Below are 13,491 nucleotides of genomic sequence, written 5' to 3'. Positions count from 1 at the left end.
ACGGTAAGCTGAATGGCGAGTACCGCTCACAGATGACCAGGACAGAACTCGAAACAAAAGGATACGGCAGACGCTGGCTTGTGGAATCATTCATGAGCGGATTGAAGCGAACCACAGGTGCCGCACTAGAAAGCCCTGTTCGTCGAAGCCGCCCTCAAAGTCCTCGCCTACGCCCTGAGGCGTTAGCCCACGATCAAAACCTGTGATTTGTTTTCAACACAGCAAGTCGGAGTCTACTCACGCAATTTACAAAACACTCCCCAGAAGTAGTTCGAGGGCACTGATGCTGAACTCGAGTCTGACCGTTGGCCAATGGCCAAGGCTCTTTTCAAAGACCATCTTCCAGGAAAATGGACCGTTGTCATTACGCCCAAAATCGGGAGTCGAATCGCCCAGAAACAGGAACACTGCTTTGCTCCGTATGACGACTGCTACGTTTTGCTAATGTTTCTGACAAAAGAAGGGAGCAGGCTCTGGAACGATTGCCAAGTTCGAACGCGGAACACGAACTTCAAACAGCGTTGGGAACTCCTTCGGCACCGCCCTTGTTCTCGGTCCGGTGGTTTCGACGAATTTCGCGAGCGCTGATTTCGCGTAAGCAACGTCTTTTCTCGTTGGACGTTTGTACGCGGTTCGCCGGAGACTTCCGCCACGATGGAAGTAGTTGGACGTGTGACGCTCACTGAGTCCCTAGAGGATTTTGCTTGGGCTGTCGCGTCATCTTATTCTTCCCAAAGCCGTTCCATCCACTTGATAAAGTGAGGGATGTTGGGCATGTCCGTGTGGCCGCCATCGTGTTGACGCCACGCGATTTCGCCATCGAGAAGATCAGTATTGACCGGTGGCATCTTCTCCTGCATGTAGTCGTCGCTGCGACCAAGATCACGGGCGCCGAGCAACCGAAAGGCTGGTTGCGCAGCCACGGCAGCCATGAAACTTCCTTGTTGATCCAGCCAGTGAGCATCACCTTTCTCGGGAATGCCGTAGCTAATAAAAGTCGGTCGTGGAGCGCACAACGCGATCAGCATGTGGGCATCGACAGGCAAGTCGCTGGCGTCCTTTGATCCGAAAGACGATTCCTCGGCCGCGTACTTCAGAAAGTTTCCGGCCATCCAGTGGTAGCCGCCGGAACTTGCGAGGTTTTCGACCGACTCACCAAAATTGCGACGATACAGACTGGCTCCACCTTCGCCCGACGAACCGACCAGCACGGTTGCGAATCGTTGGTCGAACGCCATCGTCACCAGAGCAGCTTTCCCAAAACGGGAAACACCATCGATGCCAACTCGCTTGGCATCAACGTCCGTATCCGACTCCAGATAGTCGAGTCCACGCGATGCTCCCCATGCCCACGCACGCAACGCCCCCCAGTCGTCAGGTTTTCGTGGCTGACCTTTGTTCGTCAATCCGATAATGCCACGAGTCAGTCCACCGCCTGGCGGACGTGGCGGTCCAAATCGTCGTTCGGTTTCACCGCCGTTGTCTTCCTGGACGCTGTAAGCATTGACCGTCGCACAACCCCAACCGGCTTCGACCAGCAGTTGTTCCTTCGATGGTCCACCGCCGCCTCCGAATCCGCGCCGCCCGCCGACTTCAAACTCCTCACCATCCAGCCCAAACCAGGTGAAGCCGAACTGCATCAGAGTCGGCACCGGTTTCTTTGCGTCTTTCGGAACGATGAGTGACATGAAGATGTAAGCGTGAATTTCGGGACAGTCGGAATTATCAACCGTTGCCGCCAGTCGCTTTTCGATGACGTCGGTCTCGCCGAGTTTTTTCTCGACAGTCTTAAGCAATTTCCACTCGACATCCGGAACGTTGTCGGGAACTCGCCCCAGGACTTCACGCTCAAAGTCCTCGACGATTTCCGGACGACGCTGCTTCCACCACTGTTCAGGCGTGGTGACTTGCGTGCCATCCTTCATCGTCATCAGTTCGGGCAGTTTCGGGTACGGATTAGCCTTTGATTCATCTGTATTCGCCGCGTTTGGATCGTCCTCGTTGCCACTCTTTCCCGGTCGCAGCTTTGTAATTTCCAGCTGATCCAACATGTTCTGTCGATCCTGCCGGGTGTCGAAAACAACAGGCTTGGGAGTGGTCGAAACCTGTTGCGAATCCTGGGCAACCACCACCGAGGAAAGCGCGACCAGCAGGCAGGCGATGTCGATTCGAGGCTTGACTTTTAGCATTCTTCGGGGCTCCACAGTACAATTGCGTTTTAAGTGCGTTCGCGCAGCAAGCTTGAATCCTTCGAACATTCTTAAGAATATTGGCCGTTTGGCCAAAGGAATTTCAGTGACACCGCGAAGAATTGTGTGACCACATCCAATTGCGGTCTCATCTGAAGTTGCAGGTCACGAGTACAACAGACAGATTCAGCGGAGCAGTTTAATGAAACATAGCCGTTCGGGATGCTTAGTTCTCTTGCTGGCCCTCTGCTGGCTGACGATGTCCCTGGCACAGGAATCCTTTGCGAAAGACCAGTTCCAAAAGCCGCGGATCATCGTGACCACAGACCTTGGAGCAGACCCTGACGACGAACAGTCGATGGTGCGACTGCTGGTGTGCGCCAACGAATTCGATATTGAAGGACTGATTGTTTCGACGGGGTGCTGGAAGAAATCACAAGACAATACCCAGATGCTCGACAAGCTCGTCGACGCCTATGGCCTTTGTGTTGAAAATCTGAAAGTCCACGGGGAGGGGTTTCCTTCTGTCGAATACTTGCGTTCGATTTCCGTAATGGGTCAGACCGGCTACGGGATGAACGACGTGGGTGGCGGGAAGGATAGTCCCGGCTCTGATTTGATCATCGCTTCCATAGATAGAGACGATCCGCGTCCGGTCTGGGTTGGATGCTGGGGCGGCGCGAACAATGTTGCTCAGGCGATTTGGAAAGTCCGGAAGACGCGTTCGGATGACGAACTATCGAAATTCCTTTCCAAGCTGCGAGTGTTCGACATCCTCGGTCAGGACGATGCAGGAGCGTGGATTGCAAAGAACTTTCCCGAGGTGATGTACATCAGAGCCACAGGTGTCTACGGATGGCAGCCACCGAAGAACGGCGAGTATCAACGCAATGACATCCAAAGTCATGGCCCATTGGGAGCAGCATACCCCGACACGAAATGGGCGACCGAAGGGGATACTCCCGCCTTCATGCACGTCTATCCCAACGGTCTGAACGACCCTGAAAAGATTGATCAAGGCGGCTGGGGTGGCCGTTTCAGTTTGAAGAAGAAAGCTGGCATCCGCAGCATGAAACCGGTCACCAACGAAAATGAATTCGATCCTTATTTGATGTACGCCAACACCCCCGAAGGGGCAAAGTCGATCAAGCGTTGGGAAACAGCTTACAACAATGACTTCGCAGCACGCATGGACTGGAGTGTCACCGACGATTACTCCAAGGCCAACCACCATCCCATTGCAGTTGTCAATGGAGATACAAGCAGGAACGTGCTCGAAGTCGACGTGACCGCAGGCGAAGACGTCCGCCTTGACGCGAGCCACTCAAGCGATCCTGACAGCGATTCGCTCAACTACTCCTGGTCGCTCTACAAAGAGCCGAGTTCCTGGAAGGAGGATGTATCAATTGACGGTGCGTCATCGGCGATTGCAAAGGTTTCGGTTCCGGAGGGTGCAAGCGGAAAAGATTTGCATATCATTCTTGAAGTACACGATGAGGGGACCCCAAATCTCTACGCGTTTCGTCGAATTATTCTGAAGGCGAATTGAGACAACAATGAAATCCCGATTCTTTTGCATCACAACATTTGCTGTCGTATTGAGCGTCGTCTCTCAGCTTGTCGCTGGCACGCCTGCGGAAAATCTGCTGAAGAAGCCGGACGAGTGGTATCGCAGCAATGAAGGTCGAGCCGCGTTGGAAGGCATCCTTTCGTGGCAGACCGAATACGGGGACTGGCCGAAGAACACGGACACGACTCGAATGAGAACTCGAAGCGGAAAGATCCCAACGGGGACTTTCGACAATGGCGCGACGACCGCTGAGATTCGCGTGCTGGCACGAGCCTTCCGAATCAACGGGGAGAACCGCTATCGATCAGCAGCCCTTAAAGGGCTCGACCATATTCTTAAGGCGCAGTACCCCAACGGTGGTTGGCCACAGTATTATCCGCTGAGTACACAGTACCACCGACACATCACCTTCAACGACGGAACGATGATCAAGCTGTTGGAACTGCTCACCGATGTCGTTTCCGATCAAGACTTTGGCTTTGTGGATCCGTCCCGTCGCGGGGAGGCGGAGCAGGCGATCAAACTTGGCATCGAATGCATCGTCAAATGCCAAATCGAAGTCGACGGCACGCCGACCGTCTGGTGTGCGCAGCATCATGCCGAAACTCTGGAACCCGTTCTGGCTCGGTCTTACGAGCATCCGTCACTCAGTGGCGCCGAAAGCGCGGGGATTCTGCGATATCTGATGAGTCTTGATAGTCCATCGCCCGACGTAATTCGTTCTGTCAAAGCCGGGGCAGGGTGGTTTGATGCTGCGAAGATTGAAGGGTACCGATATCGGAAGAGCAAGTCTGGACCAGCTCTCAGTCGTGATCCGAAAGCCCCTCCGCTATGGGCACGGTTCTACGAAATCGAGACGAACCGACCAATTTTCAGCGATCGCGATGGCATCATCCGCTATGACATTCAAGAGATTGGCAGTGAACGTCGCGGTGGCTACACATGGTACGGTAATTGGGGTGTGAATGTGCTCAAAGATTATGCCGAGTGGCCCCACTGGTGATCCTATCAACGGAATTGCAAGACCGTGATTAAGAGACAGCGGTTTGAACGATGCTGTTTGCCAGTCTTCGCATTTAGTCCCCGGTCTTCCGTGACTTTCAGAACTTTCGCGAAGGATTCTCTCTTGTGACGCGAACGTAGTAGTGCCGCTGCGATGGAAAGCGGCGGGCACGCGTTCAGGTTACAGGAAAGCAACAGTGAATCTTTTACGACACTACACGCGCTCTACCATCGTTCTCGTCTTAATCAGCATTAGTGTTGCATACAAGGCGAATGCACAGGAACCGGCTCCCGGTTTGCGTGGACAGCTCAGCGACGATGTTTGGAATCTTCGAGTCAATCTTTCCGATGACGAATACAAAGCCCTCGAACCCGCCGCTCCGCAGATGGGATTCGGTGGGCCATCCGCTCCTCCACAAAGTCAGAATCAGAACGACTCGCGTCGGGAGACGGTCGGAAACCTGTTCGGGATTCAATTTCCGTGGGTGAACGGGTCAGTCGAGTTCACCTCAGGAGACAATGAAGCCACAACGATTCCGTGTCGAATTCGTTATGACGGCGATTTCACATACACGATGGCGGCCCAAAGCCCGAAACGCCCGATGTTCCTTCAGCTGCTTGATGGGCACGACATTCAGGGCGTGACTTCGTTCCGTTTGCACACGATGCAATTCGACCAAACGATGCTGCGGGAACGAATCACTTCGCACGTGTTCGCGTCGCTCGATGCAACGGTCACTCGAACCGCACACGCTGAATTGAGTCTAAAGGTCGGTAAGAAAGAACCGGAGTTGATAGGGCTCTACACAATACTCGAAGCCGTCGACGCAAAATTTCTCCGTCGGCACGGGATACCGGAATCGTCGCTGCTGAGTCAAACAAACGGACTCAACACGATTCGATACGCCGGTGAAAACTGGAACTCGTACGTAACAACATTCCGCACCAGTCATCGTCCGAACGAAAAACAGCAGACGCGAATCATCGAGTTTGCGTCGTTAATCGACGAGGCGACCGACGAAGAGTTTGATGCAAGGATCAGCGAGTTCATCAACACTGATGAGCTGCTTCGCTATCTTGCTGGGAATTCGCTGACGAGCAACGTCACAGGAATGTCGACCATCGGGACGAATGACTTTCTGTGTCTCGATCCCGAAGGCAGATTTCACATCATCGCCAATCAGATGGAAACGGCGCTGGGCGGTTCGATTCTGTCCGGTTCGCCGGACGAGCTGACCAATATCCGCGTGATGCGACCGTATTCCGGCGCGTGCAAACTGTTCGATCGGTTACTGGCGAACGAGGAGTTGCGGGATCGCTATTTGAAAATCGTCCGCGAGGCCATCGATGGTTTCTTCAAGCCCGAGAAAATGAATCCATTGATTGAGGGCCTGGCAGACGCAACCGCGAACTCGCGTGCTCGAGAAACGCAGGCTGCTGCTGAACGCTTACGAAAAATGATGCAGTCCTTTGGCGGGGGCGACGGATTCGGCCCTCCTCCTGATGCTGGCGGTTTCGGCCCGCCGCCGATCGATGCCAGGACTTTTGTTGTGAAGCGAAATGATTCGATCCGCAAGCAGCTCGCAGGAAGCGAGCCCGGCTTTACTCCACGCGTTCCAAATCTCGGTGGTTTTGGCGGAGGCGGAAGCGGTGGACGACGTCAAGGTTCAACGGCGCCGATTACTGACTCCCAGTTTCGCGACAGCGTACAGGTTCCGGAAGACTTCAACGCGACGCTCTTCGCTCGCTCACCTGAGGTGAACTATCCAGTCGCGATCGCGGCGGAACCGACCGGCGCGATCTATGTCGCAAGTGACGAGCAGGGCTCGCTGGGAACCGACAAGGACGGCGGTAAGGTTCTTCGCTGTGTTGATCAGAACGGCGATGGTGTGATGGACAGCGTTACGACATTCTGTCGAGTCGACCACGTCCGCGGCGTCGTCTATCGAGCCGGTGCGGTTTGGGTTTCACACCCGCCATACCTGTCGGTATTCCACGACGACGACGGTGATGGAGTCGCCGATCGCAATCAACGACTCGTTAGCGGCCTCACCACTGAAATGGTCAATACGCGCGGCGGAGATCACACGACGAATGGAGTTCGTATGGGAATCGATGGCTGGCTGTACATTGGCAACGGCGATTATGGGACTCCCAAGGGAAAAGGAGTCGATGGATCAACGGTTGTGCTCAGAGGGGGTGGCATTCTTCGCGTGAGGCCTGATGGGACTGAGTTGGAACTATTCGCTTCAGGTCTTCGCAATCCTTTCGATATCGCAATCGATCCACAACTCAACCTGTTCACTCGCGACAACACGAATGATGGCGGTGGCTGGGACACGCGAGTCAGCCAACGTTTTCTAACCGATGTCTACACGTCCACAGCAATTAATCACTGTCGACGGCAAAGTACTGACAGGACTCGTCATTGGAATCGAAGGCAAGAATCAGAAGTATATCGCAACCGACGGAAGCACTTTCAGCGTTGACAAGGAGGATGTTGAAGAACGGCGCGAAGTGCAGACCTCGATCATGCCCAGTGGCCTCTTGGATGCGTTGTCGGTCGACGAAATTCGCCATCTGATCGCATACCTGCTCAATGACAACGAAAGAAGCATTGAACGGGATGCAACGATGAACAGAGGTTCCGCCGAACCTCAAGTCATCGGCAATCCGGACTTCATTCACCTGGAAGAGGACAACGGTGTTTAGTGGATCGTCGACCATACCGGCAAACGTTTCATTACCACGGGGATGGTGACGCAGACCGGGTGATCCTGGTCTGCGACAACCTCAACACAGACAAGCTCGGATCACTCTACGATACCTATAAGTCCGAAATGGCGAGGGCATCGGTGAAACGTCTTGAAATCCACTCCTCACCCAAGTACGGATCATGGCTGAAAGTCGCCGAATGTGAACTCAGTGCTTTCACACGTCAGTGTCTAGGCAAGCAAGCAGGATCGAAGACATCGCTCCGTCCCGACGAAATGCGGAACGCATGTTTGCGAAGTTGGACGTCAACGGTGATGGCAAAATCACACCGGAAGAAATGGAAGTTTCACGGCGAAAGTAATCGAGCCTTTCGACTTATTGCGGATTCGGCCCAATCTCAGCAGCTCGACTTCTACTCAAGATGAGGTGGCTCACTCACGACTTTCTCGCGACGACCGGGAAAGAGCGAATGAGATGTAGATTATCATCGAGCAAGCAATCGTGGGCCGAAGCGAACTCGCCAGAAGGTTAAGCCCCGCAGTCTCAGTGAGGGTCAATCACTCGCTCACGCTTCGATTGTCCTTCTGGCTTGTCGCGTCAACACGTATCAGAACTTAAGAGCATTCTTCTTTTTCGGCGGCGGAACGAAAGTGGGATCGACGAACGGTTTTCGATCAAACGTGCTCCCGTCGCCGCTCACGCGCGGGTCGCCGGTCTCCCGTAATTCGTTCATCATTCGGTCGGTGAGTTCACGGAGCACCATCGCATAATCCGGATCTGCCGCAACGTTCTTGACCTGATCGGGATCGCTCTTCAGATCGTAGAGTTCAAACTCCGGGCGGACGGCGAAGGCAATGTCGAAGTGCTTTGAATACGAATTCCGATTGGTCATCAGGAAGGTCTTCGTTGGACTCGCGTCCATATCCGGATATGCGAGGTAGTGGTTCTGCAACAGCTGCTCCGAAGTGGCATCGCTGTCGTAGACGTCACCCATTGGCATGCGATCCGGTTTGAAATTTCGGACCAGCAGGTAATTGGACGTCCGAATGGCTCGTGACGGATACGGAGTACGATCTCTCCGGGCTTCACCAACGTGACGTTCACGACCAATAATGACGTGATCACGCGTGCTATCGATGACACCGTTACTTTTCGAAGTCAGCAGAGGGATCAAACTCTTCGCCAGCATGTGATCCGGCCGCTCGACATCCGCTGCTTCGAGTACGGTCGGCGCGATGTCCGCGAGGCTTACAAAGTCGTCGACGTGTCTTCCGGGCTGAACGCGTTTCGGCCAACTGACAAGCAATGAAACCATGGAGCCAAAGTCGTGCAGATTGCATTTGCCGCGGGGCATGCCGGGCATTCCATGGTCTCCAGAGACAATGACGAGCGTGTTATCGAGTTCGCCTCGAGTTTTCAGTTCCTCAATCAGTTCGTTGATCATGCCGTCCCACGCCAGTGCCTCACCCAGGTAATCGGCGAGATCTTCCCGGACATCGTGCACATCCGGCAGGAAGGTTGGCACTTTACCTTTGAGCGAATCGGGTTCCAGCCCCCAGATCGCTTTTCCGGAACCTCTCGTCCATGGCCGGTGAGAGTTGTGTGGGCCGAACCAGTAAAGGAACGGTTTGTCGTCTTTGTTTTCGTCGAGGAATCGACTGAAATTGGATCGGACGAATGAAAAGATTTCTTTCTTTCGCGCTTCCTGATCGGGCGCTGCGGAAACGGCCTGAGAAAAATGACAGATCGGATCTTTGTGCGTGAGATCTCGCCTGCCAGCGTGCTTGTTCGTCGTCTTCCCCCAGTGCATCACGTGATACCCGTTCTTCACGAGCAACTCCGAGAAGCCGGGGAGGGACTTATACGGATCGCTTGCTTTGCCGTATTCGCGGCAGCGAAGAAATGCGTTCGTCCCACAACGGAAAAACGGCATGCCTGTCGCTACAGCGGCTCGGCTTGGTGTACAACTCGGCGCACTGACGAAGGCGTTGTTGAAGACAACACCACTCCGACCAATCGCATCGAGGGCTGGTGTGTCGATCACATCATTCAGCCCCGGTCTTTCTGAATTCCGATAGATGCTCGCGTAACGTCCCCAGTCGTCTGAGAAGCAGAACAGAATATTTGGACGATCATTGCCCATCGCGGATACCGCGAAACTCAGACCGATAAGAGCCGAAACAAACAGTTGTTTGATCATTGACTTACTTTTTTCATTCATGACTGATTCAAACGATTGAGAGAGAGTGCTCGGGCGGACCAACGATACCGCAGCACTTCATCAACATCAGCACGCAAAACGATACAAAATCTCCGGGCTGCATCGCCATTCGCATTGATTGTATTTCTCACCATCGTCCTACTTTTCGTCCTCCTCAAGCTGTCTGCTACCTGCGAATGGTCCCCACAGGATGCGTTTCTCGTATTCCTTTGAATCCCTGTAGACAGCGGCATCGTAGTTCGGATTTCGTTTCGGGATGCGGGCGCCGACTTTGTCGAAGTAATTCATCATGTCGTCGTAAAGCCGCAGATGTTCTTCCGAATGAGCGAGTGCGATGTTGTGAACTTCGCCCATGTCCTGAGTCAGGTCAAAGAGCATCGGGAGATCCGGTCGCTCATAGAAATGCACCAACTTGTGACTCCCAGAAACGACGGCGGAGTGCGGCATGCTCGAACGGTAGTGGGGATAGTGGAAATAGAGGTTCCGCTTGAGGAACGTATCAGTCGGCTCTCTCCCAGCCATGTAGGAAGCGAGACTGACGCCGTCGATGTTCTTCAGTGTGTTCGAATCACCACCAGCCCAGTCGACAAAGGTCGGCAGGAAGTCGTAGTTAACGACATTACCTTCAAAGACAGAGCCTGCTTTGATTCCGGGACCTCGGACGATCATCGGAACGCGGATGCCACCCTGCCAGACCCACCACTTGGCAGCATGGTGCGGTTGGTCGAGGCTCTGCGATAGCTGCAATTCTTTGTGTCGGTAACCGTTGTCCGACACAAGTACGACATACGTATTGTTCTCGATGCCCAGTTCGGTGATGCGATCAAGCACGGCTCCGATGCGTCCGTCGAGGTCGTCGCCCATCCCGAGCCAGATCGCCGGGTCTTCCTTCCGCTTAATCGTCTCAGCGGTCTTCCCAATTCTTCGGTAATAATCCTGCACGAGCGGGTGTTGCGTATATCTTTCACGCGTCGACGGAAGGCATTCGCGACCTTCGTGCATCGCGTAGTGAGAGATCTGTAGATAGAAGGGCTGTCCGGCTTTAGCCTGTTCAGTCATGAAGCCGAGCGCCTTCTCCGTGACGCTGAACATCAACTTGGGATCGGTCAGGTCGTCCGGCAGTCGTTGCTTTGAACTGTCCGGGAGCGTGTTGCCGGGGTTGTTGCTGGTGTCGCCGTCGTGGAGCACATAACCCTCGTCTCCAGGATCGCCTTGCATGTGCCACTTGCCGATGTGAGCACTGACATAACCGAGAGGCTTTAAAGCTTCGGGAATCGTCACCGCGTCCGCGTCGATTGTCATGTCCGAGACGCAGGGGATGACCGGAAATTCGGGATATCCTTTTTCGTCGAAGTAGTCCTGTCCGCGATCGTTCATGAACACGGTGAAGCCGTTTCGCGGCGAGGACTGTCCGGTTTGGACGCAGACCCGCGACGGAGAACACTGCGGCGAGGCGTACGCGTTGGTGAACTTCATTCCCTCGCGAGCCAGCCGCTCAACATTCAGCATCTGCAGGACAGGCATGCGCGAGTTTTCCATCCCGTCGAGCATCGGAACCGGAGTCCCATTCCACGCCCAGTCATCGATAAACAGCAGCACGATGTTCGGTTTCGCAGCGGATGCGCATGAGCCTGCGAGCAGCCATCCGAGTACCAACAAAAGGTTGGCGTGAGCGATTGTTTTAGCTGAACTCATGAACGGCCTCTCGTTTGAGACTCGACATGACAGATTGATGCTTTCTTTAAAGAATTTAGACTTTTACTTATCAGTTTTGGAGTTAAGCCTGCGAACACGAATGGATCGAAATGAAACGTGGCGTGGTTTCTCCGGCGACTTCTTGACACCGTGGACCTGTAAGGCGATCACTCCCGAAGGGTACTTTTCGTAGGCTTCCTCATCAGTGACATCGGCAACCTGGATGCCATTGATCCAGGTTTGAATTCGCGGGCCAACAGCCATCACGCGCAGCTTGTTCCACTCGCCGTTTACCATTAGTTCATTGCGGATCCAGTCTTCCTTAGGTGTGATCCAGGCACCATTTCCCTGATTATAGATATGGCCGCTGCGTCCGGGAGATTTTCCAAGATCGACTTGAGGGCCATGAATTGATTCTCTTAATTGGCCTTTCGCATTCTTACGAGTCAAGCTGGTTCGGATTTGAACGCCTGAATTCAGATCGGTGTCGTGAAGCTTGACTTCCATTTCGAGTTCGAAATCACCATATGTTTCGACCGTGTGCAGGAAATGAGTCTGGCCGGAACTCGTGCCGAGAATCACTCCATCGGCAATCGCAAATTGCGTGTTGTCGCGCGACGGCTTCCAGCCTTCGAGGTTGTTACCATCGAACAGGGTCGCCCAATCGTCAGCGAAGGCGGAGCTAGAGAAGATTGAAATTACAACAAGCATGAACGTTGATAAACATCGCAGCATTGTGGAGGGATGGTAATAACTGAATAAATCGGAACGCATTTCTGCTCCTGTGATTATACGATGGGAAGTGAGAACTCGGGACGACGTTCTTTCGTCAAGAGTGCATTGGCGGCTTCATCGCTGATGATTTGCTCTTGGGTTGCATCCCAGTTGATGGTTCGGCCGGTGATGCGACAGATGTTGATCAGGTGCGCAACGCTGGAAATTAAATGGCCGACTTCCACCGGAGCGTTGGGTTCGTCGCGGGTCTGAATGCAATCCAGCCAGTTGGCGACGTGCGATTCAGTTTGTGATCCGGTAAAAGGCTGAAGCAAGTCTTTGGGGTTGCAAGCGAAACGTCCTCGGTTGATTTCCAATTTACCCCTTTCGCCAATAAAGATGCCGCCAAAAGCTGGGCCGTCGGTACTTTCCAACCGAACGACGGTGCCATCCGGGTAATACAACCTCACGCCGCGGTCCCTGTAATTCTCCGCTTCGGTGGTGGGTTCAATTCGTGTGGGGGCAACGTTTTCCCAGCCCATCGCAAGATGAACCATGTCCAGTGCGTGCGACCCACGGTCACAAATTGGTCCTCCCGTGAAAGCGTCGAAATTCCGCCACCGACGATGAAGCTGCTCGTGGTAATTGAGCAACGTTGCCTGGTCGCAAAATCGATTCCAGTCCATGCCGTCGGGAACGGATTGTCGGGCGAGGCCGGTCGCAGGCCGAGAGCCTGAGTACTTCTTGACGAGGATCGTTGCGACTTTGCCCAGTCCTTCATCACGCACAAACTCGCACGCATATTGATTAATGGGCGTGCTTCGTTGTTGGGTGCCGACCTGCAGCACGCGCTTGTGTTTTCGCACTGCTTTGACCAGCGCGCGACCTTCCGGAATGCTGAAGCTCAGCGGCTTCTCCGCGTAGACATCCAAGCCTTTGGAACAGGCGAGGATCGCCGCTCGGACACGCACATGGTCCGGTGTCGCGATGACGACCGCATCAAGCTCTTCCTGTTCAAGCATCTGCTCGTAGTTCTGATAGCGTTTCCAGCGTTCACCAGCTTTCGGATCGTTCTTGTTATCAGCCGCAAGAAGATCGATCTGTGGCAGGTAACAATCGCAGACTGCGACCAATTCGGCTCGATGGGATTCGCGCCCCAACGCACGCGTCAGCCATTTGGCCCGTCCGCCTGCACCGATTAATCCGATGCGTAATTTGTCGGTGGAGGAGGCAGACGGTGCGGCATAGATAGATGCTGGCAACAGAGCGGACACGGCCAGCGCTGCAGTCGTGCCGAGTGACTTCAATGCCGTTCGTCGTGAAAGCTCGTTGAGAGGTGAAGTGTTCATAATTCGTCCTGTTTGATCAGCTTGTTTTCATGATGT

At 54.0% G+C, this 13,491-nt stretch carries 12 protein-coding genes; 6 read left to right on the top strand and 6 right to left on the bottom strand.

Features of this window, described 5'->3' with window-relative positions:
* Positions 1-206: hypothetical protein (locus KOR42_RS26955; protein ID WP_231741080.1), on the top strand; the 206-nt coding region annotated here is incomplete at its 5' end.
* Positions 207-246: 40 nt separating this feature from the next.
* On the opposite strand, the gene KOR42_RS26950 is transcribed toward KOR42_RS26955, so the two are convergent.
* Together KOR42_RS26950 and KOR42_RS22400 are read right to left on the bottom strand one after the other, a co-directional pair.
* Positions 247-408, bottom strand: coding sequence for a hypothetical protein (locus tag KOR42_RS26950; RefSeq protein WP_197441465.1), 162 nt, complete (start codon positions 406-408; stop codon positions 247-249).
* 314 nt (positions 409-722) lie between these two features.
* Positions 723-2,189: an alpha/beta hydrolase family protein gene (locus KOR42_RS22400; protein WP_146512067.1), complete on the bottom strand. Its 1,467-nt coding sequence runs from the start codon at positions 2,187-2,189 to the stop codon at positions 723-725.
* Positions 2,190-2,391: 202 nt separating this feature from the next.
* On the opposite strand from KOR42_RS22400, the gene KOR42_RS22395 reads away from it, so the two are divergent.
* From KOR42_RS22395 to KOR42_RS28145, 5 genes are all read left to right on the top strand, one after another.
* Complete coding sequence (locus KOR42_RS22395) at positions 2,392-3,738, top strand: DUF1593 domain-containing protein (protein WP_146512066.1); 1,347 nt, start codon at positions 2,392-2,394, stop codon at positions 3,736-3,738.
* 7 nt (positions 3,739-3,745) lie between these two features.
* Positions 3,746-4,762 carry a pectate lyase gene (pelA, locus tag KOR42_RS22390; protein ID WP_146512065.1) on the top strand — a complete coding sequence of 339 codons (1,017 nt, stop codon included), beginning with the start codon at positions 3,746-3,748 and terminating at the stop codon, positions 4,760-4,762.
* 196 nt (positions 4,763-4,958) lie between these two features.
* Positions 4,959-7,250, top strand: coding sequence for a DUF7133 domain-containing protein (locus KOR42_RS22385; RefSeq protein ID WP_146512064.1), 2,292 nt, complete (start codon positions 4,959-4,961; stop codon positions 7,248-7,250).
* A 43-nt stretch (positions 7,251-7,293) separates the two neighbouring features.
* Positions 7,294-7,473 (top strand): hypothetical protein, encoded by a 180-nt coding sequence (locus KOR42_RS26945; RefSeq protein ID WP_197441464.1) that lies wholly within the window; start codon positions 7,294-7,296, stop codon positions 7,471-7,473.
* The gene (locus KOR42_RS28145; protein WP_231741079.1) at positions 7,473-7,901 is read left to right on the top strand and encodes a transposase; all 429 of its coding nucleotides are present in this window, start codon (positions 7,473-7,475) and stop codon (positions 7,899-7,901) included. Before KOR42_RS26945 ends, KOR42_RS28145 begins: the two co-directional genes overlap by 1 nt.
* A gap of 182 nt (positions 7,902-8,083) precedes the next feature.
* Here the strand turns inward: KOR42_RS28145 and KOR42_RS22370 are convergent, their stop codons facing one another.
* From KOR42_RS22370 to KOR42_RS22355, 4 genes are all read right to left on the bottom strand, one after another.
* Positions 8,084-9,676 (bottom strand): sulfatase family protein, encoded by a 1,593-nt coding sequence (locus tag KOR42_RS22370; protein ID WP_197441462.1) that lies wholly within the window; start codon positions 9,674-9,676, stop codon positions 8,084-8,086.
* A 159-nt stretch (positions 9,677-9,835) separates the two neighbouring features.
* The gene (locus KOR42_RS22365; RefSeq protein ID WP_146512062.1) at positions 9,836-11,392 is read right to left on the bottom strand and encodes a sulfatase-like hydrolase/transferase; all 1,557 of its coding nucleotides are present in this window, start codon (positions 11,390-11,392) and stop codon (positions 9,836-9,838) included.
* A 63-nt stretch (positions 11,393-11,455) separates the two neighbouring features.
* A complete protein-coding gene (locus KOR42_RS22360; protein WP_146512069.1) occupies positions 11,456-12,127 on the bottom strand; it encodes a 3-keto-disaccharide hydrolase in 672 nt (223 codons plus the stop codon).
* 53 nt (positions 12,128-12,180) lie between these two features.
* On the bottom strand, positions 12,181-13,455 hold the full coding sequence (locus KOR42_RS22355) for a Gfo/Idh/MocA family protein (protein ID WP_146512061.1): 1,275 nt from the start codon (positions 13,453-13,455) through the stop codon (positions 12,181-12,183).
* Positions 13,456-13,491 lie beyond the last annotated feature (36 nt).

This window comes from Thalassoglobus neptunius (assembly GCF_007859735.1).
GTDB lineage: Bacteria > Planctomycetota > Planctomycetia > Planctomycetales > Planctomycetaceae > Thalassoglobus > Thalassoglobus neptunius.
This window is presented reverse-complemented; position numbering and strand designations above follow the sequence as displayed.